At 40.9% G+C, this 24,175-nt stretch carries 13 protein-coding genes; 4 read left to right on the plus strand and 9 right to left on the minus strand.

What is annotated here, in order from left to right; translation table 11 throughout:
- Nucleotides 1-76 precede the first annotated feature (76 nt).
- The 3 genes from HCG69_RS14525 to HCG69_RS14535 all read right to left on the minus strand — a co-directional run bounded on the left by HCG69_RS14525 (nucleotide 77) and on the right by HCG69_RS14535 (nucleotide 8,979).
- Nucleotides 77-3,118, minus strand: a complete 3,042-nt coding sequence (locus HCG69_RS14525) for a chondroitinase family polysaccharide lyase (RefSeq protein ID WP_221650622.1) — start codon at nucleotides 3,116-3,118, stop codon at nucleotides 77-79.
- Between the two features lie 27 nt (nucleotides 3,119-3,145).
- Nucleotides 3,146-4,681 (minus strand): sulfatase-like hydrolase/transferase, encoded by a 1,536-nt coding sequence (locus tag HCG69_RS14530; protein WP_221650623.1) that lies wholly within the window; start codon nucleotides 4,679-4,681, stop codon nucleotides 3,146-3,148.
- A 227-nt stretch (nucleotides 4,682-4,908) separates the two neighbouring features.
- Nucleotides 4,909-8,979 carry a two-component regulator propeller domain-containing protein gene (locus HCG69_RS14535; protein WP_221650624.1) on the minus strand — a complete coding sequence of 1,357 codons (4,071 nt, stop codon included), beginning with the start codon at nucleotides 8,977-8,979 and terminating at the stop codon, nucleotides 4,909-4,911.
- A 73-nt stretch (nucleotides 8,980-9,052) separates the two neighbouring features.
- Here HCG69_RS14535 and HCG69_RS14540 point away from each other — a divergent pair, with 73 nt between their 5' ends.
- Both HCG69_RS14540 and HCG69_RS14545 read left to right on the plus strand, forming a co-directional pair.
- The gene (locus tag HCG69_RS14540) at nucleotides 9,053-9,694 is read left to right on the plus strand and encodes a carbohydrate-binding family 9-like protein (protein WP_221650625.1); all 642 of its coding nucleotides are present in this window, start codon (nucleotides 9,053-9,055) and stop codon (nucleotides 9,692-9,694) included.
- Nucleotides 9,695-10,289: 595 nt separating this feature from the next.
- Nucleotides 10,290-11,063 carry a hypothetical protein gene (locus HCG69_RS14545; RefSeq protein ID WP_221650626.1) on the plus strand — a complete coding sequence of 258 codons (774 nt, stop codon included), beginning with the start codon at nucleotides 10,290-10,292 and terminating at the stop codon, nucleotides 11,061-11,063.
- A 665-nt stretch (nucleotides 11,064-11,728) separates the two neighbouring features.
- Here HCG69_RS14545 and HCG69_RS14550 read toward each other — a convergent pair.
- The 5 genes from HCG69_RS14550 to HCG69_RS14570 form a co-directional block, all read right to left on the minus strand.
- Nucleotides 11,729-12,658, minus strand: a complete 930-nt coding sequence (locus tag HCG69_RS14550) for a site-specific integrase (RefSeq protein ID WP_221650627.1) — start codon at nucleotides 12,656-12,658, stop codon at nucleotides 11,729-11,731.
- 339 nt (nucleotides 12,659-12,997) lie between these two features.
- Entirely contained in the window at nucleotides 12,998-13,768 is a 771-nt protein-coding gene (lpxA, locus tag HCG69_RS14555) for an acyl-ACP--UDP-N-acetylglucosamine O-acyltransferase (protein ID WP_221650628.1), read from the minus strand.
- Between the two features lie 49 nt (nucleotides 13,769-13,817).
- A complete protein-coding gene (locus HCG69_RS14560) occupies nucleotides 13,818-15,203 on the minus strand; it encodes an efflux transporter outer membrane subunit (RefSeq protein ID WP_221650629.1) in 1,386 nt (461 codons plus the stop codon).
- A 98-nt stretch (nucleotides 15,204-15,301) separates the two neighbouring features.
- Nucleotides 15,302-18,505, minus strand: coding sequence for an efflux RND transporter permease subunit (locus HCG69_RS14565; protein ID WP_221650630.1), 3,204 nt, complete (start codon nucleotides 18,503-18,505; stop codon nucleotides 15,302-15,304).
- A 29-nt stretch (nucleotides 18,506-18,534) separates the two neighbouring features.
- A complete protein-coding gene (locus HCG69_RS14570) occupies nucleotides 18,535-19,683 on the minus strand; it encodes an efflux RND transporter periplasmic adaptor subunit (RefSeq protein ID WP_221650631.1) in 1,149 nt (382 codons plus the stop codon).
- A gap of 1,203 nt (nucleotides 19,684-20,886) precedes the next feature.
- Between HCG69_RS14570 and HCG69_RS14575 the strand changes: the two genes are divergently transcribed.
- Together HCG69_RS14575 and HCG69_RS14580 are read left to right on the plus strand one after the other, a co-directional pair.
- A complete protein-coding gene (locus HCG69_RS14575; RefSeq protein WP_322933374.1) occupies nucleotides 20,887-22,758 on the plus strand; it encodes an Ig-like domain-containing protein in 1,872 nt (623 codons plus the stop codon).
- Nucleotides 22,712-23,578, plus strand: coding sequence for a DUF3108 domain-containing protein (locus HCG69_RS14580; RefSeq protein ID WP_002558658.1), 867 nt, complete (start codon nucleotides 22,712-22,714; stop codon nucleotides 23,576-23,578). Before HCG69_RS14575 ends, HCG69_RS14580 begins: the two co-directional genes overlap by 47 nt.
- On the opposite strand, the gene HCG69_RS14585 is transcribed toward HCG69_RS14580, so the two are convergent.
- Nucleotides 23,565-23,972 (minus strand): PaaI family thioesterase, encoded by a 408-nt coding sequence (locus HCG69_RS14585; RefSeq protein ID WP_221650633.1) that lies wholly within the window; start codon nucleotides 23,970-23,972, stop codon nucleotides 23,565-23,567. The genes HCG69_RS14580 and HCG69_RS14585 overlap by 14 nt on opposite strands.
- Nucleotides 23,973-24,175 lie beyond the last annotated feature (203 nt).

Consider the following 24,175-nt stretch of genomic DNA (forward strand, 5'->3'; position numbering starts at 1 on the left):
TAGTCATTTTAAATTAGTTTATACAATGTACTACTTCTTTAAACTCCCGTTTATAGTATTTATTGGGAATTAGTTCTTATTCCTTTTTAATTAGTTTAACTTCCAGATTTGCTGCATCTGTGCAGGTAAACTCTAATACTGTTTTTTTAGTATCTGATGAGACTGTTTTACACCCGGGAGTTTCATTGATTCCCCATTTGCCTTTTAGCTCGATACGGACGGGGATTGATTGGCTTGGATTTCCTATCCAGGGACGGGAGTAAATACTGCGTTCGATGCGTTTTCCCTGCTCATCGTATATATCATCGGAAGGCCCCCGATAGAGTGCCAGGTCAGGTTGGCATACGGTAAGTACCGCTTCCTGCTTATGCTCGCGTAACATGATGAGACAAGAGGTATCTACCTTTTGTATGAGACCTTTCGGTAACATATCCGGAGTTTCAAATAAGATATAGGAAGTAGTATTACTCTTCAGATCGCGTACGATATGTGCATTACGATCTTTTTGAAGTACCTTATAAGATGGCTTTTTAGCGAAACTGCTTATCTCTGTCTGGGTTGTCTGGGGAAGAATCGCATATTCATAGGAGCCTCCTTTGGGTGCTTTACCATGATCGACAGTTAGTGATACCCAGTCTCCTTCGGTTTTCTCTCCGGTATTTTGCTTACGTGAGTATTGCGGAAAGTTTTTTTCGAACTTGGCAACGACAGGAACATAATAACCTGTTCCGATGTGATCTATCCAGTACTTTCCATTTCCTTGGTAATTTTTCCAGAAATTGTGTTCGGCCTCATTTTTTACTGCAAGCTGGAAGATGGTTGTTTCTGTAGGATATTCATTGTTTGTATTTTCAATATCCGAGCCAAGGCATACAATCACTCCGTCAAAGAAATGAAAAGATTTACGGGCGCGGTGTGAGCCATTGTATTTATCATGTTCATGAAGCTTCATACCGAATGCTCCGTTCCGGTGTTCCTGTGAGATACCTCCTGCAAACGCTTCATCCGAATATAGCATTTCTTCATATCCCGAAAACACGTCTACATTAAGAATGTTGGCTTCCAGCTGATCTACCGGGAGATGAATGGCTGTAGTTCCTGGGATACGTCCCCAGTCAAAACCTTCTTCCTGCCATCCGCCGCTGGTAGACGATACCTCTTCTCCCTGAGGAGCAGTCATGATTTGCAGACTGCCGTGTGCCAGATAACGTCCGAAAAGGTTTGCACCACGATAGTGTTCGGCAGCCCATAGATAACGCGAATGACCGCGGGCTACTGCCGACCAGTTATTACGACGTTGTATGGATACACAAGCGTATCCCATTGCTTTATTTCCTTCAGGATCCTGTTCCGGACTAAATCCTTTAGCAGTAAATAGATTTCTGAAGGATTCTTCTTGTTTGTTGCATTTATACGGTGCTTCTGTAAGGCGTAAATAGGCATTGGCCATATCTGTGTCGATATCTTGTTTTCTGTCAGGGGAGCCTGCCAGAGCCATTAGAATATAATGCTCGGGAATTAACTCTCCTTTCCCATTGGGATGACGCCCGGACATTGAGAGAGGGAAACTACGTTTGTTACAATAGAAACGCATGGTGAGAAGTACCTCTTTTACTGTCTGATGAGCTAATTCTGATACTGCAAAATTGGTATGACTTAATAGGTAAATCATGTTGGTAGCTCCGGTAAGACCACCTGTTGCATAGGCCGGATAATTGTTACAATGGTGATAGGCGGAACCGTCTGCTTTGAAGGCATCATTCAACCCTTCAGCCGGTAGACAACCATTATTGAGCCATCGTGAGTAGGATTTCAGATACTGTACTTTCTCAGGAGTATCTTCCATGAACAGGATGCTGGCGATGCGTCCGGTACTGAGTGTATTAAAGAAATCAATATCGATACCTGCTGTTTTCGGTTTATTATATACATCGTTTACAGTCGAATACCAAAGCATTGCCTTTTCTGCTTCTTCTTGTTTTCCTATTTCCCGGAATACCTCTTTCATCAGAAAATAGGCTGTAAAGAAAGGACGGAAACTATAACCGTAATGGGTGATATTACCCAGACAACTGCCATATGCTATCCCCTGATCGGTAATATGATCATACATTGTAATAAACATTTGCTTGAGCGCGTCTTTGTCTTGAGGATTTATTGCATTGTTATATGCCACGGCGATTCTGTTCATCAAACTAAAGAAATTGCTAACCTCCATGTTATTAGCGGCTATTATATTTCCTTTCCAATCCGGCAGAATGCGTTCGTAAGCTTCGGCTGCACGTCCGTAAAAAAGAGGAAGTCCGGAAACTTTGCCATCTTTGTATGTTATACCATAGGAGTCATATGCTTTGCGCAGGTTGACTATCGTCTGAGGAGTAACCTCACTTGGAGGACAGATTATTTCCCGCAGACGATTTTCTATTACTTTTATTTCCTTATGTTGCAGGTTACTAACCGTCTTTTCCAGTGGGATATCCGGAGTTAATTGAGAATATTTTAATGCAAATAACCAATGATTACCGGTTTCTTTGTTAACAAACGGCACTTGTAAATCGGCAGTTTGATAACGATGATCCATTTTAGCGGCTGTGAGCAAATGATCAATGAATATTTCGCCCGGAACATAGGGAGCGGTAATGCGTATTTTGTTCATTCCCTCTTCGGGGGTCCCTTGCATATCCCGTTCATAAGATACCCAGGCAGCCCGCCATCCATGGAAATTCAATCCGAAAGGGAATGAAGTACATACTTTTCCATCTTTCAGAAATTCGAATTGCATAGTTTGGGCTATTGGCTTTTCATTGTATATCCATACCACAAAGACTGACAGGTATTTATCAACTCCTGTCGGATCTTTCTTTTCGAATTTCAGATCTTTATCAATGGTGATACTGCTCCCTGGCTGGAATTTCCATTGCAGGGAGTGCGTACCGTCTTTATAATGTTGGTCGGAGATGGATAGACCGGAGTTTGTACCGGAAATAAATGAAGGTACTTCTGCCGATTCGAAAGACAGAAGCCTGTCATGTTTAACTATTTGTGCTGAAAGCAGGATAGGTGTAACCGCCATTATGGTAGCACAGATACCATTTCTGATAGATTTGTATTTTGTCATATGAATTGTGTATTAAAAATAAGATCTTTATTTCTTTACTTCTTCTAATAAAGCAGATAACTCTTGCACTATTTTGGGATGTTCGTTTGCCACATTCTGTCTTTCGGAAGGATCAGATGACAGATTGTATAGTTGAGCACGTTTATCATTGCCTAATTCCATTTTTGTCCAGTACTCGATAGCCGGTCCATCACTGGGTTCAATGTATTTCCATTGTCCCTTGATGATAGCAAGTGTATTATTCAGGTTTTGCTGTACAACGTAGTCACGGTTAGCAGCTTCTTTACCTAATAACACTCTTAAATGTTCCTGACTATCAGGAGCAGCCCCCTTTCGCAAAGGCTGTTTCAGTAAAGAAGCAAGAGAGGCATAAACGTCTATTTGGGAGAAAAGGGCTTGTTGTTTACTTGGTTTGATGCCTGCCGGCCAGCGAACGATGAATGGAATGCGTGTACCAGCTTCATAAGCACTGTATTTGCCACCTCTGTAAATCCCCATAGGGGTATGACCGTTCAGCATTTCAAGAGCCTGGTCTTGATAACCGTCATCAATGACGGGACCATTATCGCTTGTGAAAATTAGCATTGTGTTGTCTGTAAGGTTCAAGCTGTCCAATGTATTCATGATTTCACCGATTGTCCAGTCCAATTGCAGAATAACATCACCGCGGGTACCTAATCCACTTTTACCTGCAAAACGAGGGTGTGGAATGCGGGGAACATGTACATCCTGTGTTCCCATATACAGGAAGAACGGTTCGTCTTTATGTTGTGAAATGAAGTTTTTAGCTTTGTTGGTAATGATGTCGGCAATATCTTCGTCTTTCCAGAGAGCCGATTTTCCTCCTGTCATCCATCCGATGCGGGGAATACCATTAATAATTGTATTGTTGTGCCCTTGGCTGGGTTTGAGTGTAACCAACTCTGGATTTTCTTCACCTGTAGGCCAGTTACCCACTTTATGATTATAGCTGACTGTAATCGGGTCGTTCGGGTCGAGTCCTACTACCCGCCCATTCTCTACGAACACACAAGGTACACGATCTACGGTAGCAGGAATTACAAATTCGTAATCAAAACCGATGTCTTGTGTATTGGGTGATATCTGTTTATTGAAGTTGGTTCCTCCTTTGGGACCTAGTCCGAGATGCCATTTCCCTATTACACCGGTAGTATATCCTGCATCTTTCATCATGTCGGCCATCGTGACACAAGTAGTATCAATAATTAATTCGGAGTTTCCCGGAGCAATTCCTGTGTTTTCTTGTCGCCAGGGATACATGCCTGTTAATAGTCCGAACCGGGAAGGAGTACTGGTGGCGGAAGTTGCATAGGCATTGGTGAACTGTACACCTTGTCCTGCCAGCCGGTCAATGTTAGGGGTACTAACTTTGGTTGCTCCGTAACAACTAAGATCACCAATGCCAAGATCGTCAGCAAAAATATAGATAATATTAGGTTTTTGTTGCTTGTTATTTCCAGTTTCTTTTTGGGCACTGACTCCACAACTCGTTATCAAAGTGATACCGGAAAGTAGAGGTAAAGTATACAATACCTGTTTCATGGTTTTTATTGTTTAAGGATTTCTACAGTGCAAAGATAGTCCTCATGAAACAAGATAGTGGATAATGTTGTACGGATAAAGGCAAGAAAAGTACATAATGGGGAGTGATAAGCGATTAGGGATGGGTGATTAGTGGTTAGTGATTAGTGATAAGTGATTAGTAGGCTGCACAATTTTCCTGTATGGTACTAATCACTTATCACTAATCACTAATCATTAACCACTAATCACTCTTCTTCTTCGTCGTCTTCTCCTTCTTCTCCTTTTCGATAATTCATCGGACTGACGTGATATACATCTTTAAAACATTTACTGAAATATCGCGATGAAGAGAACCCTACTTTATCCGAAATTTCTGTAATGTTCAACTCTGGATTGTTCCGTAACATAACGGCACCTTTTTTCAGACGGATGGTAAGTATGAAATCATTGGGAGTTTGTCCGGTTACGGCTTTTAGCTTACTGAACAGGTTGGTACGTGCCATTCCCATTTCACGGGCAAAGGTATTGACATTGAAAGTTGAATCATCCAGATACTTTTCTATAATTTCCATAGCACGGTCCAACATCTCCTTATCCATAGGATTTGTGGCCAGAATCTGTGCAAATGCCTGAGGCTGTTTTGTAAACTTCTCCTGCAACTGAATACGAGAATTGACAAGATTATTGCAACGTGAAACTAATATGTTGATATTGAATGGTTTTGTGATATAATCATCAGCTCCAAGACGTAATCCTTCTACAGTATGTTCTACGGCAGTTCTTGCTGTAAGTAAAACGACCGGGATATGGCAGGTATTAAACTCGCCTTTGATCTGTTTGCACAATTCCGTTCCGGACATACGAGGCATGACTACATCACTTAACACGATACCTGGCATTTCCTTCTGTACCAGTTCCAATGCTTCTACGCCATCCGATGCAGTAATAACCTGATAGAAAGTTCGGAAGAGTTCTGCCAGCATTTCACGAATAGATGCATCATCTTCCACAATCAGCATTTTAATATCTGATGGGTGAGTCGGAACGATGTCGTTGTCTAAAGCTGCTTCTGCCATTACAGCGGCAGTACCTGGCTGTACGGGTTCCTGCTGTTGTATGATCTCTTCTTTCAGGGAAATCTGCTCTTGTTCAAAGTGCCCGTTGCCTAATTTTAATGTGATAATAAAGCTACTGCCTTTACCTTTTTCACTTTCTACGGATATTGTACCGTGATGTAACTCAATGATACCTTTGGTTAATGCCAGTCCTATTCCGGTTCCGGCACCTACTGCTAAAGTGTCAAGCTGCTCAGTCTGATAGAAGCGGTCGAATATTTTATCTATCTCGGCAGCATCAATACCCGAACCTGTATCTTGTATTATGATGACAGCATTGCCGTTTTGTTTTTTTACACAGATAGAGATCGTGTCTTCTTCCTTAGTATGCTTTAATGCGTTGGAGAGTAAATTGTTGATGACTTTTTGCATCTGCTTCTGGTCATACCATACTTCAATGTCTTCCTCCTCTTTTTTAAATTTGAAGTTGATTTTTTTGCTGCTGGCATACTCTAAAAATAATAAGTAGTTTTCATAAAGGAAAGTAACCAGATTATGCCTGCTTACTTTAATCTTCATATGTCCCTGTTCCTGTTTACGGAAATCCAGTAACTCTCCGATTAACTCGCGCAATTGCATACTGCTTTTGTAAATCCTTAAAATTTTATTATACACAGTTGGAGTAAATGTCTGTATTTGTAACAGCGTTTCTATCTGCCCCACAATAAGTGTAAGTGGTGTACGGAATTCATGAGAAATATTAGTGAAGAATCTTAGTTTGGACTGATTTAATGATTCCAGATCTTCAATATGTTTCTGTTCGTATTTGAGAGATTCACGCAAACGGATTCTCGATTTATAAACCCGGATAAGATATAATAGCAGACTACCTGTTAACACAACATAAATAAGGTACGCCCACCAAGTCTTATACCATGGTGGAAGAATATGAATTTTTAGCCGGATTGCTTTGATATCTTCCCGCTGGGTCTTTACTATAAAAGTATACGTACCGGGATTCAGGTTGGTGTATGTGATGAAGTTTTGACCGCGTTGTACACTGTTCCATTCATTGGAAAATCCTTCGAGACGATAAAGTATTTTATCCCGGTTGGCAGGAATATAGTTCGAGGTGGCATATTCGATACTAAACATATTCTGATTCGCCTGTAGGGTAATCTCGGGAGTATAAGATAAAGAGTATTGCAAGATACCGGTTTCGTCATCCGGAGCAATCTCTTTTCCGTTGACGACGAGACGTGACAGGAGGATATTGTATGATTTTGGGGTAAAAAACAGAGCTTTTTCGTGAAAGGATATCATTCCCTGTACACCACCCAGGAATACTTCTCCGTCACGGGTGATATACAGTGCATTCTCATTCACAGCAGTTAAAGGAAATCCGTTTTCAATGCTGTAATTGTGGAATCTTCGGTTAGGAACATCAAACTGGGAGAATCCTTGATTAGTAATGAGCAGCAGGCAGTTTTTTTCAAAAGACGATTCATGTATTTCGTAGATACAATCACTGGAGAGGCCGTTTTTCTGCATATCGAAATTCTCAAAACTATCTGTTTCCTTGTGATACAGATCGAGCCCGCTGCCTGATGTAGAAAACCATAAGTTGCCCTGGCTGTCCTGCATGATACTGTTTACATTGTTGTTACTGATACTGTTTGTATGATTGTCGACATCGTTCGGAATTGTTGGGTCATGTCGGTAATTGGTCAGTTTATCTGTATCAAACCGATAGGAATAAACGCCTTCGCCTGTTGCAGCAATCCAAAGTGTACTGTCTCTATCAACAAATAAATCGGCCACCATTTTTATAGCCTGTCCTTCTCTGGTATCTTTGAAGAGTTGCTGGCAGGTTTCTGTTTCCGGATCAAATAGGCATACCCCGTTTTGTGTACCCACAATGAGCTGATCATGGAAAGGAGTTATATCCCGGATGATGTCTGAGGGTAATGAGTGGGGATCATCTTCTTTCATTCTGTAATGAGTGAAGCGGTTCGTACGTAAATCCAGTTTATTAAGTCCGCCTAAGTGGGTTCCGAACCACATTCTTTCACCCTTTTGATCATAATAGATCGCTTTTACGTTATTATGCGAAGTACTGTTGCGTCCCTCTTCGTGGCGTAACCATCGGAAAGTCCCTTCTTTTCGGTAATAGACATTTACTCCACCTCCTTCTGTACATATCCATAAATTTCCATCCTTATCTTCTATCATACGTCCGATGATAGAACTACTTAGGCCATCCCGTTCTGTATCGGAAGCTTTGTATCGGGTATAAATTTCGTATTCCGGATTGAAATAATTTACTCCTCCGAAATAGGTACCGAGCCACAAGGTACCCTGGGCGTCCTTTACAATGCACCAGATAGAAGAGTGCGTGAGGCTTTCTGTTTCATGGCCTGCTGTATAAACGTCAAAACGGCCATTCTTCTTTTGATAACGATTCAGCCCATTAAATGTACCGATCCAAATATTTCCATTGTTATCCTCACAACAATCTCTGACAAAATCAGAAGAAACACTATTTGGATTTAACGGGTCGTGACGCATATTGTGTATTGTTCCCCCTCTGTCGATGTGATATAATCCGTATTCCCAGCTTCCGATCCATAGCTCTTTTGAAGAATCCTGGTAAATACTTGTTATATTTCCCTTTTCAATGGGGTGGGTAAGTGTTTTGTTTTTGTCTAGTTTGTAAACGCCGCTGTTTTCGGTTCCCATCCATAGATTACCTTTATCGTCAAGATGGAGGCAAACGATAGAAATATCTTTTCCTGCCAAGTGGTAAGTAAGATCAAAGTTCCGTGTCTCCTTATTGAATACATATACTTCATCCTTTTTACCGATAAAAAGACGTTCGTTAAAATAAATACTTGTGACTTTTCCTTGCAATAAAGTGGTAAACTTTTGGGTGGTAAGGTCGAACTCGGCTACACCTTCCGTACATAGCACATAGACTTTTCCTTTCTGATCTCCTGTAATACGAAGAATGGTATTACAGAACAAACTGTTAGGATTGTTTTTCTGTAGTTTGAATGTTTTTATATTATTACCATTGTAACGGTTCAGCCCTTCACGTGTGCCTATCCAGATTCCCCCTTCTTCGTCTACATAGAGACTGTTCACAGAAAACTGAGATAACCCGTCATCAGTAGTCAGATGACTGAAAGTTATGTTTTGTTTCTGAGCAAGAACGGTGACTGTATTAAGTATAACTAAGAATAAAAGGATGAATTTTTTCACTTTTTGCCGGGTTTAAGGTGAAACTAACCACAAATATATTACTTTTGTTTGACTTATAGAAATACATGAAGCTATGAAAGTAAAAAAAATTAGTGTAGCCAACGTGGAAGTCAGTTCACTTCCTAAATTGCTGGATGAAGAAAAGATTGGATTCCAGCCTATTAATCAAGTGAATTGGACAGAATATCCTTATTGTCCGAAAGTAGAATTTCGGGTAGCTCATACAGAGAGTGCCATTTTGCTGCATTTTAAAGTAACAGAGGCCAGCGTGCGTGCCCGCTATGGCGAAGATAACGGTTCGGTGTGGACTGATTCCTGTGTGGAGTTCTTTTCTATTCCTGCCGGCGACGGAATCTACTATAATATTGAATGTAATTGTATTGGGACTGTTTTGATAGGGGCCGGTCCACAACGTAACAACCGTGAACATGCGCCGGTAGATGTAACGGCTCAGGTACAGCGTTGGTCAAGTCTCGGACGTGTACCTTTTGAAGAGCGGGTAGGAGAAATAACCTGGGAGGTTGCCTTGGTTATTCCTTATACTGCATTTTTTAAACATCAGTTAACCTCACTGGATGGTAAAACAATAAAGGCGAACTTCTACAAATGTGGTGACGAACTTCAAACTCCGCATTTCCTTTCCTGGAATCCTATCGAGATAGAGAAACCAGATTTTCATCGTCCCGATTTCTTCGGTACATTGGAAATGGAATAAACAAGAGTGTTTATCTTCTTCCACCTGTTTTGAACGAAACGGCTAATTCCCTTAAAGTTCATAACAGGTGGAATTTTTTTTGTTCTGCATTTATTTATTCTTCTGAAACTGCTGATGGTATCCACATAGCATATAATCTAAAATATAAAAATAGTATATTATTATGTCTATAAATGCATGCATTTAATATGTTGTTTATTAATGTGATATGGATATTGGTATGCTCTTGCTGTATTTATAACATCCGGATGTTATAATGGGAAACATCTGGATGTTCTAATATTCCGCTCCTTGAGTTCTTTTTATATCAAAGTTACTGTTTGTATGTATACAAGTGTACTGTTAGTGGTAGGAAATATAGTATAGGTTGGATCTCTTTATATAGGGAGAAACATTTATAGATTTGTATTGAGAAATATAACCGAACAGTGATAAGAAAAAATATATATAAGAATTTATTTTATATTGTTGACTATTAGAATATAATAATGAGAATTTTCTTACATTGTTGTAATAAAAAAAACTATATTTGAGAATTGTTAGAGTGGAAAGTACTTACTTCTTATTATTGATGTTTAATTTAAAATTGAATATTATGAGGTGTTCATTTTATCTTTTAATGTTGTGTACAGTTTGCTTGGTGAGTTGTGCTACTGGAAAACAAATGGTTTCCAGTGTAGTTCGTAATGCAGAAACAGGAGATGCTGTGAAAGAAAAAAGCATATATGTACCAAAGGGTACAGTCTGCATTATACATAATTCTAATTTTAAGGAGGATAGTAATGGAGAAATTCTATACTCTATGTTATTAAACGCTTCTGATCGTAAGAAAAAAGGTAGTTATGTTATTTCAATAGAAAATGGATCTTTGTCTCATCGCTTATTGAACGAGCTGGAAAAATATATCGATGAACAGAGAAACAGAGACTGTTCTTCGATTTATACAAGAAAAAACACCAACAATAAAGATAGTTTGTTATTGGCTATAGCTGAAAAATATCAGCCTGATATGGTTATTATGTTGGCTGATATGAAAACTGTAATGCATGTTGGCGGTAAGAAAGTAACCGATGACGGCTCTTTGAATGATCCTATTACTTCTTATTCTGGTTTTGAGGTTAATAATGTAGGTCAGACATATACTTTTCCAAAGGGTGAGCAAGACTTATTTGTAAGTACGAATGTTGTATTGGAATGGTATATATATGATTCAAGTTCACACAAGACGATTCGGCTAGATCAGAATTTAGATAATTTATGTAAAGAATATTATGCCCATGGATTTGCATATAAAGAGATTGATGATCTCACAACAGTTGTTTTGAAAGAAGTAATGAAGGAGTTTACTAAAATATTACGTATGAAATGAGTCACAAATTGATTAAGAAGAAGATGCATCCGACTTTTATGTTGATAAACAATTAGAGTATGTAAGCATCTTCTTTTTTTCTGATTAAAAGATACGGACGGTTGTGATTATCCCTCTTTCTTTTAGCTCTGTTAATATTTGGGCTTCTTTACTGCTGCGGGCTCTGGATCTGTGAGCAAGGCTATAAACCCGCCAGGGAGTAGTATTAAATGTAGCTGCGATGTTAATATACTCCTTTCTGTTGCTCGAAAATAAAAAACTACCAAACCATGTTATCATAACTCCTGTCTGTTTTGCTTTTTTGTTAATAATATTATTTTCAGGTTATAGTTCTGTTACTTTGTAGGTAACAGAAAAAAGGTAAAACAGGAGCTCTAAAGCGTTTTGAGTAGCCGTTTTTTTAATTATTTATCATTTGCATAGAAGTAGATGCAATAGTAATGTAGTCCATATTTATTCGGATAGATATGGTGATGTTATTCTTTTACATTATAAGGTTGTTTTATGAGTAGTTTGGGTGAAATGTTCCTCTATTCTTAATTTTTGATTTATATTTCCTTGTTTTGATAAAAAAATAGGAGGATTATTTTGTTCATAGGAAAAATATTTTAATCTTTGTACCAATATATATATTCTGTTACCTACAAAGTAATAAGGTCAGCAGTTCATGGATTGAGGTGTATTACTGACGAAATGATTTTCCTGTTTGCTGCATCTATTTTTTCAATATTGAAGGGCTTCAAATAAGTCTCCGTAACTGTAATTGATGAATGTCCCATTGCTTCTGAAATAATTCCGGGATGGATTTCATTATAATAAGCCAGGGTAGCCCATGTGTGCCTTGCGGTATATGAACTCAGGCGTGTCCTGAGCCGAAGCACTTCTGTTAGAAGAGAAAGCTGCTGATTGAATGTGCGTAGTGTCCATTGATATTCATGGTAAGCCTCTGTTGTACCTTCTTTATGGGTCAGAAATGGAAACAGGTAAGGGGAATGTGGATTTGTATCCATATATTCCTCCAGAATACTCAATGCTTCCTGAGGTATTTTTACGGTTAGTTGTTTACCCGTTTTGCGGCGACGGTAGGTGATGATGTTGCCATTTAAGTCTTTTTTGTGTAAGTTCACCAAATCTACAAAAGGTAAGCCACGCAGCATAAACATAAGAATGAATAAACCGTGCGTACGGGAAAGGTGGTGGGGTGTTTCATCTGTATTCCAGCTATGAAGTATTCGGGACATATCTTTGATATTCAATGCTTTCTTTCTGTCTGCCCGTGTTCCTGTATAAACCTGCTTGAACAAGCGCGGAACGTAGGGAGCCAGATGCTTATCGACAGCACGGTTGTAGGTGGCCCGTAATGCCCGTAGATACGTGGACACTGTATTCCAGCTTCTTTGTTTTTGCCTTAAATATGATTCAAAGCCTTTCAATAATTCCGGTGTAATTTTTTTGAAAGGTATTGTGTTGCTATGGCAAAATCCTATAAAACTATTTAAACTGCTTTTGTATATATGCGCGGTCCCGTGATTATTATTATTCTCAAAGTTATAGATTACAGAGCGCATGAAAAATACGAAATCTTTTTGTTTCATTCTTTTTGATTATTAGTTTATAAATGATCAGTGAAATATCTCTTCTGTTCTTCTTTTAAATCTATCTGTATATATTTACATATTACATAGATAAAAGAGTGTAGAGAACAAATTCAGATGAAAGTTATTCTTATTTTTCAGACTCCTTAGCTAACGAAGAAGGCTTGTTAACTTTTATTTGATATAATATATCTGCATTAGAGAGGAAAGTGGAGGAATTCTGATGGAGGATCTTATGGTGGTAAGTTTATATGGATGATTGGTGATTAAAAGAAGAAGGTTCTGTCTACCCTTTTAAGGGCAAACAGAACCTTCTTCTTTTAAGTATATTTTTCAGGCTTATTTTACAATACCTCGTTCCGATCCTTTCACGAAGCTAACGATGTTTTCGATTTCTTCGCTCATTGGTACCTGATCTATGATTTTCTGTACAGCATCAGTCAGGCTGAAATTACCTTGGTAAATCAAACGGTAGGCATTGGCAATATGGCGTAAAATTCTCTCCGAAGTATTGTGGTGTTGAGTCAGTACTACAGCATTCACCCCATGATAAGTAGTTGGATTACCTGACATAATAATATATGGAGGAACATCTTTTGAGATGCGGCATCCGCTTTGGATCAATGTCCAGCTACCTACATGACAATACTGATGGAGGATAACGTTACCACTTAGGATAGCACAATCGTCAAGTGTACATTCGCCGGCTATTGTTGTTGCAATTCCTGCTACGCAATGGTTGCCTATCTGAACATCGTGACAGATGTGAACCTTATCCATGAGGAAGTTCTCATTTCCAATTTTTGTAGCATTGCCTGCAAAGGTTGCACGGCTGATTACTACATTTTCACGGATATGATTGTTGTCACCAATAATCAGATTGGTTTCTTCTCCCGTATAGTGGAAGTCCTGAGGTTCTGCACCGAGTACTGCATGGTGGTGTATCTTATTACCTTTACCCATACGTGTTCCTTTCAGAACACTGGCGTAGGCCATGATTACACAGTCGTCCCCGATTTCGACATCTTTTTCGATATAGGCAAAAGGTTCGATAGTGACATTTTTTCCAATTTTTGCCTCGGGGTCTACATAAGCTAACGGACTAATCATATTATTTACGATTTAATTATTAACGATTTACGATTGAGGAAACGTTTCCTCAATCTTCTCTTCCACCACCCAATGCACGATACAGGCTTACTATAGCCTGCATGCTGTCGAAGCTGTCAGATACCTGCGACAAACGTGCGCTAAGCAGTGATTGCTCTGCTGACAGTACTTCAAGATAAGTAGACGTGCCTAATTTAAACAATTCTTTTGTATATTCAGCACCTTTCTCTGCAGATTCTACCTGAAATTTACGTGCAGAGGTTTTTTCGGCTGTTGTTTGATACAAAGAAAGGGCATTACTAACTTCGCTTCCGGCATTCAGCAGAGATTGCTGAAAAGCAAGTTTTGCTTCTTCCTGTTGTGCTTTGGCTATTTTCAAACGGGCAATATTACTACCACGATAGAATAGAGGCTGTGTCAGTGAACCAAGAGCTGAAGCAAGAAGTTTACCCGGATTGACAATCATACTCCCCGCACTGTTAGTCCAACCGGCAGAACCGCTGATTGTAATTTGCGGATAGAAAGCAGCACGAGCTGAATTGGTGTTATAGTAAGTATTGGCCAATGCCATTTCAGCAGCTTTCACATCGGGGCGGTTCGATAATAACTGGAGAGGTATTCCTACTGAAAATTCAGAAGGCAGTTGCTGTTCTTCAAGTGTACTGCGTTTGACGGTTTGCGGAGCTTGTCTGAGCAACATACAAAGTGCATTCTCTGTTTCACGAATGCTCTGACGGATAGCAGGAAGGGATGCCAATACTTGTGCATAAGCCGTTTCGCTTTGTGAAACAGCAGCGGCATTGGTCATTGCTGCATCTTTCATGGCACGCATTGTTTCTACATTGCGCTTCATGATGTCGGCTGTTTGTTCGGAGATGTCCATCTGACGGTCGAGCATTAGCAATGTATAGTACGTATTGGCGATACCGGCTATAATTTGTGTCTGTACAGCCTGGCGGTAAGCCTTGGTTTGTAATAGGGTAGCTTGTGCACCACGTTTGGCATTCAGCAATTTTCCAAACAAGTCAATTTCCCAGCTGGCTGTTACCGGCAGCGAATACGTCTTGGTGGCAGCACTTTTATCAAAGCTGCTGATTGTTCCCTGTGGCGACAGTGCTAACGAAGGAGCATAAGCCAGACGTGAAGTCATTAGCGCATTTTTGGCTTCTTCTACTTTCAGGATGGCTGTCTGGAGGTCGGTATTATTGGCTAACCCTTGCTCGATAAGTGTTTGCAACTGAGGGTCAGTAAACACTTCTCTCCAAGGCAGATTGCCGAAGTTGGCAGTATCTGAGGCCAGTGTATCACCGGTAGCTACCGTGTCGCGATACAAACCGGCAGTCAGTATGTCTTCGGGCCTGTCATACGATTTATAGATGTGGCAGCTGCTCAGAAGAGCAGTTGCACACAACATATATATAATTTGTTTCTTCATTCTAATCTTATTTAGTAGTTGGAATTTAGAATTTAGTAGTTAGCAGGAGAAGAATGGGGTTCTTCTAACTTCTAACTGCCGGCTTCTAACTTCTAATCTTATTTAGCATATTGTTCAATTTCTGTTTCAGCATCTGAATTGTCGATATCTTCCCATTCCATCGGTTTGATTTTCTCCTGTAAGTACTGGAAGATTACGAACAATGCGGGTACTACAAATATCTGGCAAATCATACCAATCAACATACCACCTACGGCAGAAGCACCTAATGCACGGTTACCATTGGCACCTACACCAAAGGCGAACATCATAGGAAGCAAACCTACTACCATAGCCAATGAGGTCATCAGGATAGGACGAAGACGCGCACCGGCACCTAATACTGCAGCCCAGGTAATACTCATACCCATCTTACGACGGTCGAGGGCAAACTCTACAATCAAAATGGCGTTCTTTGCCAACAGACCGATCAACATAATCAAGGCAATCTGCATATAGATGTTGTTGGTCGCTGCCCCAAGTATCGGGACAATGTTGTTGGCAAGCCCCATCAGATGTACGAAAATGAAACTACCGGCCAGACCGAATGGTACAGAAAGCAATACTGACAATGGCAGGATATAACTTTCATACTGGGCACTCAACAGCAAGTAAACGAATACGAAGCAAAGGATAAAGATCATTGCCGTTGTACTGCCGCTTGAACTCTGCTCTTCACGGGTCATACCGGAGAACTCATAGCCGAATCCGGTTGGCAGGGTTTGTTCTGCTACTTCCTGCATAGCTTGAATAGCCTGACCACTACTATAACCATCAGCCGGGTTACCGTTGATCTTCATGGACGTAAACATGTTGAAACGGGTGATATTATCCGGTCCGTATACTTTCTTGATAGTCATGAACTGGGTGATGGGAGCCATTTCATTTCCGTTACGCACTTTGATTGATTTCAAAGACTCCAGATTGGTACGACTGTTAGGATCCGCCTGGATCATTACACGGTACAACTTACCGAAACGGTTGAAGTTGGATGAGTATAGACCACCATAATAACCTTGTAGGGTCGTTAGGATTGCATTCGGAGTCAAACCTGCTTTTTTACAAGCTGCCGCATCAATATCAATCATGTATTGCGGGAAGTTCGGATTAAATGAAGTTTGTGCCGAAGCAATTTCAGGGCGCTCTGTCAACTTGGTTATAAAGTCTTGTGCCACCTCATAGAATTTGTCCAGGCTACCCCCGGTCTTGTCCTGCAAGTTCAACTCAAAACCGTTGGATACACTATATCCGGGGATCATAGGAGGTGCAAACAGCAAAACGCGTGCATCTTTTATTACCTTACGGGCTTTGAGGTAAAGCATACCAGAGACAAAGTCGGAACGCTGCTCAATGGTACGGTCATCCCAGTTTTTCAACTTACAGATAAATGAACCGTATCCCGGTCCTTGACCTGCCATGAAGCTGTATCCGGAAATCATCGTACGGCTTTCGATAGCGGGTTCGGAAGCAAGCAGACTGTCTATTTGCATCAATACCTGTTCGGTACGGTCTTGTGATGTACCGGGAGGAAGATCGACAACTGCCATAATGGTACCGGTATCTTCATTGGGAACCAGTCCGGTAGGAGTGATCTTCATAAAGAAGAGCAGCAAGGCGATACCGGCTACTACGGATCCTATTGTCAGCCAGGGCTTATGGATGAAGTTCAGCGTACCTTTCTTGTACTTCTTTAATATCCCGTCATAATAAACATTGAATGCAGTGTGGAAACGGCTGACGAAAGTGGACTTCTTTCTTTCTTCCGGATCATGAGGCTTCAACAAGATAGCACATAATGCCGGAGTCAGTGTTAATGCGTTTACAGCAGAAAGTCCGATTGCAATCGCCATGGTAAGACCGAACTGGCGGTAGAATACACCGGATGTTCCCGACATAAAACTAACAGGGATAAACACGGACATCATTACCAGCGTAATAGAAACAATGGCACCACCCAATTCACTCATGGCGTCAATGGAAGCAAGACGGGCTGATTTGTAACCCTGGTCCAGCTTGGCATGAACGCCCTCGACGACGACGATGGCGTCGTCGACCACTATGGCAATGGCGAGCACCATGGCGCAAAGGGTCAGCAAGTTGATACTGAATCCGATGATATAAAGTACGAAGAATGTACCAATCAAGGCTACAGGGATGGCAATGGCAGGAATCAATGTAGAGCGCAGGTCTTGCAAGAAGATGTATACCACGATGAACACCAGAATAAAGGCTTCAATCAGCGTTTTGATTACTTCATGAATGGAAGCGAATAAGAAGTCATTGGCATTCTGCGAAATGCTTACTTTTACGCCCGGAGGCATTGTTTTCTCTGCATTTTTCAGTAAAGTTTCGCAATCCTGGATAATCTGTGTTGCATTGGAACCCGCTGTCTGGAAGATAATGGCAGTTACACTCGGATGACCATTTGTTTTATTGGCAAACCCGTAAGTCAGACGTCCCAATTCAACGTTGGCTACATCCTTGAGGCGTAATACTTCACCATCGGCAGTGGCGCGGATGACGATATTCTCAAATTCTTCCTGGCTTTGCAGACGGCCTTTATACTTCAATGTATATTGGAAAGTCTGGTTACCGCGTTCGCCCAGTGAACCCGGGGCAGCTTCGATATTTTGTTCTGCCAGGGCAGCGGAGATGTCAGTCGGCATCAAGTGATATTGAGCCATTATTTCCGGTTTCAGCCAGATACGCATGGAGTAGTCAGACCCCATTACCATGGCGTCACCTACCCCCGGCACACGCTGTACTTCCGGAATAACGTTGATTTTGGCATAGTTCTCAAGAAACTCATTGTCGTACTTGTCATCTGAACTATAGAGAGAGAAGACAAGCAACATACTGGTTTGCCGTTTAGAGGTGATAACACCCACCTGTGTAACCTCTGCTGGGAGGAAGCCCTGAGCTTTGGCAACACGGTTCTGCACGTTCACGGCAGCCATATCCGGGTCGGTTCCCTGTTTAAAGTAAACTTCAATGGAGGCATCTCCGGTGTTAGTTGCCGTAGAAGTCATGTACATCATGTTCTCCACACCATTGATCTGCTCCTCAAGCGGAGCAATCACACTGTTCAATACAGTCTGTGCATTGGCTCCCTGATAAGTCGTGCTGACACGTACAGTAGGAGGTGCGATGTCCGGATATTGGGAGATAGGCAGTGATATAAGGCCTAAGATACCCAGAATTACTATCAGGATGGAGATGACCGTTGATAGTACCGGACGGTTAATAAATCTATCTAATTTCATATTTTAATCTTCTGATTTTACATGTTTACTTATTTCTTCTGCTCTAATGATGCTTTGAAATGTTCGGCAGACTCTTGTGGAGTAAGCGGCTTGATCGTTGCGCCGTCTTTTAGTGTACTTACGTTTTCCAATACGATTTTATCGCCCGCATTCAGTCCTGAAGTAACAATGTAATTTTGTCCGTCATCAAGATTGAGTACTTTGATTTCTGTATTCTTAACCGTGTTGTCGTCTTGCAGTACATACACAAATTTCTTATCCTGAATTTCATAAGTTGCCTTTTGCGGAACAACAAGTGCGTTGGGTGAACTATAAGGGATAAGGATACTGCCTGTTCCTCCTGTTCTCAGCAAGTGGCCTTTGTTGGGGAAAGTAGCACGAATGCTTACCGCACCGGTATTCTGGTCAATAACACCACTGACCGTTTCTATTTTTCCACTGTCACCATACAGGGTACCGTCTGCCAAAGTCAGCTGAACGGGTGGGAAGTTGTTCAATGCTTCCTGTTGAGAGCCATCTTTGCGGATTAAGTTGAGCAATTCTTTTTCTGTAAGTGAGAAATAGACGTACATTTCAGAAATATCCGAAACAGTGGTCAGCGGAGTTGCACTGGAACCACTAACCAAACTTCCTACACGGAAGGGGATAGAGCCTGCTACACCATTAGACGGGCTGGTGACACGGGTATATGCCAGGTTTTGATTGGCACTGATTAACTGTGCTTCGGCAGAAGCCAGTTGTGCTTTGGCAGAAGCCAATGTGTTTTCGGCCATTTCCAGGTCATAATCACTGATGATGTTTTTTTTGTTTAATTCCCGTTTATTCTTAACTGTGATTTCCTGGGTAGCTACGTTTGCTTTTGCAGTTTGTACTGCGGCCTTAGCTGCACGTGCGGCTGATTCGTATTGTACCGGGTCAATGACGAACAACACTTGTCCTTTTTTTACCATTGAACCTTCGTCGATACAAAGTTGAGTGATGAAACCAGACACCTGTGGCCGGATTTCAACATCTTGTTTTCCTTTAATAGTAGCCGGATAAGAACTCGTCAGATTAACTGTTGTCGGTTGCAATGCCTGCACTGCACATTCCGGGGTTCCTCCCAAGTCAAAACCCTTTTTGCCACAACTCGACAAGAGGGCCAAACAAAATGCAAATAATACAATTCTACTTTTCATACTTCTATATTCAGTGTTTATTGATAAATTTTCTACAAATAGTGTGCTCATAAGTATTATTAGGGATAGAAGGAGAAAACTGAGACTCTTCTCTTTAGTTTTTCGCTGCAAAAGTACTTTAAATTCTTATATAAATGTTCGATAACCGACTCTTTTTTAACTATGTTTTTCTCTTATTAATATAGGTATTGTCTGAATGGTACATTCATTGGTAAATTATAACATTTAAAGACTTGTCGGGGTTGTATTACTTTGATTCTTTGTTAATAAAACAATAAAGTTATGTGGCCAATATGCCAATGCGCCAATTAGCTACACTGTATTGCTGAAAGACATTGCCAAATTAACACATTGGCAAATTGTTCATTATTGATCGGTTTTGAATATATTTCACCACAGGGTAACACGGAGATCCACAGAGTTTAAATCTTTATTGAAATGCAGATGATCGCAGATTTTCGCAAAGGGAAACAAAACTAAGATAAAGAACTACAGTCTTTTAATCTATCTGTGTTTATCTGTGTTAATCCGTGTTTCATCAGATAAATAGTACTCTGTGAAACTTTGTGTTACTCTGTGGTGAGTTTCGCTCATATCTGTACGGTTTTGAGCTTAATGGCGTTTGTCATTGCTATCAGTCTCTTTCTCCGGTATTGATAAAGCTCTATCTCGTAGAGTAACGTATGAAGCCTCGGTGTGTAACATTGTTTTAGATGTACATGTAAAGCAGTACGACATGTGCATGTGGGACAACACGACATGTGCATCTCATGCTGCTTTACATGTACATCTAAAACAAGACTACTCACCGGGGAAAGGAACGTTCCTTCCTGAGAAAGACAAAGTACAATACCGAACAAGGGGATCGATATCGTCTATGGATACTTCCGCTACCGAAAAGATTGGGCCATAAGCTTCGTCACTGTACAGTTTTAAGTGTATTTAACCGCAGAGGATACAGAGGGCACAGAGTTTAAAAGAAACCTGGATGAACGCAGATTAAAAGACTGTGGATCTTTATCATACATTCGTTTTCCTTTACGAAAATCTGCGATCATCTGCGTTTCAACGAATCATCGCTTGTCGTACCTCCCCGTGCGGGAAGCACTATTACTTGAACATTTTCCTTTAAATAAGTGTAAAGTATAGTATTTATTCTCTGAGAACCTTTATTTTTGCATCATGTTAAGAAAAGAATATAATATGAAGAGGCTTATTCGCAAGGTATTGGCTGTGGTTACGGTGATAGCTGCTCTCTATTCGTGTGCCAGTATAGGAAGGCCCGATGGAGGACCACTTGATGAGACTCCTCCCCGTTTTATTGGCAGCACGCCTGCTGCAGGGGCACTTAATAATACAAAAACAAAAGTATCACTTTCCTTTGACGAATTCATTAAGCTTGAGAAAGCGAATGAAAAGGTCGTGATTTCTCCTCCTCAGGTGCAGCAACCGGAGATAAAGGCATCAGGAAAGAAGATAAGTGTCAACCTGCTTGATTCTTTGAAGCCTAACACAACTTATACAATTGATTTCTCGGATGCTATTGTTGATAACAATGAAGGCAATCCGTTAGGTAATTTTGCCTTTACTTTCTCTACCGGAAGTGCGATTGATACGATGGAAGTATCCGGAACATTGCTCGAAGCTTCCAATCTGGAACCTGTTAAAGGAATGCTGGTAGGTATGCACTCCAATCTGTCTGATACTGCATTTACGAAACTTCCTTTTGACAGAGTAGCCCGTACGGATAGCCGTGGACATTTTACGATTCGTGGTGTTGCTCCGGGGAAATATCGCATTTTTGGTTTGATGGATGCCGACCAGAACTTTGCTTTCAGCCAGAAGAGTGAAGCACTTGCTTTTAATGATTCGCTGGTTATTCCCCGCTGGGAAGAACGTATACGTCAGGATACTACCTGGGTGGACTCTCTTACCATCGACACGGTCGTAGAAAGGAAATATACTTATTATTTACCGGACAATGTGATTCTGCGTTCCTTTAAGGAAGATTTGTTTTCACAATATCTTGTGAAAAACGAACGGTTGACTCCTGAGAAGTTCACGCTTTACTTTGCAGCAAAAGCAGATACGCTGCCTGTGTTGAAAGGATTGAATTTTGATGAGAGGGATGCCTTTATTATAGAGAAGAATCTGACTAATGATACCATTCACTATTGGGTGAAAGATTCGTTACTTTATAAACAGGATACTTTATCTTTGAGCCTGAATTATTTGTATACAGATACACTTAATCAGTTAGTACCCCGTACGGATACTCTTAACCTGGTGGCGAAGACTGTGAAGAAGGCTGTGGACGAACCTAAGAAAAAGAAGAAAAAGAAAGGTGAAGAAGAGGAACCGGAGCCAACCAAGTTCCTGCATGTATCTACGTATATCCCGTCTACAATGGACGTATATGATTATATCTCACTCTCTTTTGACGAGCCGATAGCTTCATTTGATAGTGCAGCTATTCATTTGAAACAGAAGGTAGATACCCTATGGGAGGATATCTCCTTTACCTTTGAACAAGATTCGTTGAATCTACGTAAATATAACTTGTATTATGACTGGGAGCCAGCGCGGGAATATGAGTTCTCTGTAGATTCTACAGCTTTTCATGGCATCTACGGTTTGTTTACAGATAAGATAAAACAGAATATAAAAGTTCGTTCGCTGGAGGAATACGGGGCCATCTATTTTAATGTTTCAGGATGTGACTCTATTGCATTTGTAGAACTGCTTGATACGCAGGATAAGGTGGTGCGAAAAGTCCCGGTTGTCAATGGGCAGGCCGACTTCTATTTCTTGAATCCGGGTAAGTATTGTGCCCGTTTGATAAATGATACGAATGGGAATGGTGTATGGGATAGCGGTGAATACGAGACAAAGCGTCAGCCGGAAATGGTGTATTACTATCCCCAGATACTCGAACCTAAAGCCAATTGGGAGGTTGAACAGACCTGGGATGTAAAGGCTCTTCCATTAGACAAACAGAAGCCGGATGAACTTAAAAAGCAAAAACCAGATGAAGACAAGAAAAAGAAAGATAGAAATAACAATCGCCGCAATTAGTAAACGGATAAATTTAGCATGGCTTGTGCTGTTGGTAGGGCTGTGTTGCTCTATGCCTGCTAAGGCCCAGTGTGAAGCACCCAATGAAGCTTTTAAATCTGGCGAACATGTGATGTACGATTTATTCTTTAACTGGAAATTTGTATGGATCAAAGCAGGGATAGCCAGTCTTACAACGAATGCGACCACTTATCATTCCAAACCTGCTTACCGGTTTAATCTTTTATCCATAAGCAGTAAGAAGGTTGATTTCTTTTTTAAAATGCGTGATACGCTGACGTGCATTGTCGGTGAGAAGCTCGAACCCCGTTATTTTCGGAAGGGTGCTGAAGAAGGTAAGCGCTATACAGTGGATGAGGCCTGGTTCTCTTATAAAGACGGCTTATGTTTTGTCAATCAGAAGCGGACTTACCGGGATGGTGAGATAGTGGAGACGGAATATAGTGACAGCCGTTGTGTTTTTGATATGCTTAGTATTCTGGCACAGGCTCGTTCCTACGATCCAAAGGATTATAAAGTAGGGCAAAAGATCAACTTCCCGATGGCTACAGGACGTAGGGTAGAGGAGCAGACGCTGATCTATCGTGGAATGAAGAATATCACAGCAGAAAATGATACTACGTATCGCTGCCTTGTTTTTTCGTTTGTAGAATACACTGATAAAGGCAAAGAGAAGGAGGTCATTACTTTTTATATTACGGATGACAAGAATCACCTCCCTGTCCGTTTAGATATGTTTCTGAATATCGGATCGGCCAAAGCTTTTCTGAAGAGTGTTTCCGGGAATCGCTATCCGTTGACCTCAATCATTTCAAAGTAAAAGGTACTTGCTGATCTTTGCGGAATACACTTGATTCAAAGGTGGCAATTAGTTCGTTCTGCTGATTGGTAATATCTATCTGATAGTATCCGGTGCTTCGTCCGATGTAGCGTTCGCGGGCTTCGGCGTAGAGTGTATCGCCTTCACCACTGGCGCGTAAAAATGTGATATTGGAGGACAGAGAGAAAGCAAGTTGCCCATGCGAATTGGCAGCAGCTGCCAGGGCGAGGTCGGCAAGTGTGAAGATGGCTCCTCCTTGCGTGCGGTTGCCTGCATTGAGATGTTCTTTTTTAATTTCCAGTCTGGCTTTACTGTATCCTTCGCGTACTTCCATTAGTACAATGCCTGCCCTTTCGGCAAATAGGTCATTTTTGAAAAACTCTTGTGGTGTCATAATAACTAATTATTCTATGTGTCAATATGCCAATTGGCTGCGCAATAATACCGTACGCCAATTGGCACATCGGCATATTTTAGTATATTGGCACATTATTTTCTGCAAATGTACCAAAAATGTCTCTTAATTGGATGATTTAGGTCGGTCAAATCTGTAAGATTGCCTTATTTTTGCCACCATGAAATTAATTACTTTACTAA

This window comes from Bacteroides sp. K03, from assembly GCF_019734355.1.
GTDB classification, from domain to species: Bacteria; Bacteroidota; Bacteroidia; order Bacteroidales; family Bacteroidaceae; genus Bacteroides; species Bacteroides nordii.

Excerpts from the sequence above, each read along its gene's own strand:
- HCG69_RS14580 (WP_002558658.1), top strand. The coding sequence starts at position 22,712 with ATGAAGACAAGAAAAAGAAAGATAGAAATAACAATCGCCGCAATTAGT.
- HCG69_RS14525 (WP_221650622.1), bottom strand. The coding sequence starts at position 3,118 with ATGACAAAATACAAATCTATCAGAAATGGTATCTGTGCTACCATAATG.
- HCG69_RS14560 (WP_221650629.1), bottom strand. The coding sequence starts at position 15,203 with ATGAAGAAACAAATTATATATATGTTGTGTGCAACTGCTCTTCTGAGC.
- HCG69_RS14530 (WP_221650623.1), bottom strand. The coding sequence starts at position 4,681 with ATGAAACAGGTATTGTATACTTTACCTCTACTTTCCGGTATCACTTTG.
- HCG69_RS14540 (WP_221650625.1), top strand. The coding sequence starts at position 9,053 with ATGAAAGTAAAAAAAATTAGTGTAGCCAACGTGGAAGTCAGTTCACTT.
- HCG69_RS14575 (WP_322933374.1), top strand. The coding sequence starts at position 20,887 with ATGAAGAGGCTTATTCGCAAGGTATTGGCTGTGGTTACGGTGATAGCT.
- lpxA (WP_221650628.1), bottom strand. The coding sequence starts at position 13,768 with ATGATTAGTCCGTTAGCTTATGTAGACCCCGAGGCAAAAATTGGAAAA.
- HCG69_RS14565 (WP_221650630.1), bottom strand. The coding sequence starts at position 18,505 with ATGAAATTAGATAGATTTATTAACCGTCCGGTACTATCAACGGTCATC.
- HCG69_RS14545 (WP_221650626.1), top strand. The coding sequence starts at position 10,290 with ATGAGGTGTTCATTTTATCTTTTAATGTTGTGTACAGTTTGCTTGGTG.
- HCG69_RS14550 (WP_221650627.1), bottom strand. The coding sequence starts at position 12,658 with ATGAAACAAAAAGATTTCGTATTTTTCATGCGCTCTGTAATCTATAAC.
- HCG69_RS14570 (WP_221650631.1), bottom strand. The coding sequence starts at position 19,683 with ATGAAAAGTAGAATTGTATTATTTGCATTTTGTTTGGCCCTCTTGTCG.
- HCG69_RS14585 (WP_221650633.1), bottom strand. The coding sequence starts at position 23,972 with ATGACACCACAAGAGTTTTTCAAAAATGACCTATTTGCCGAAAGGGCA.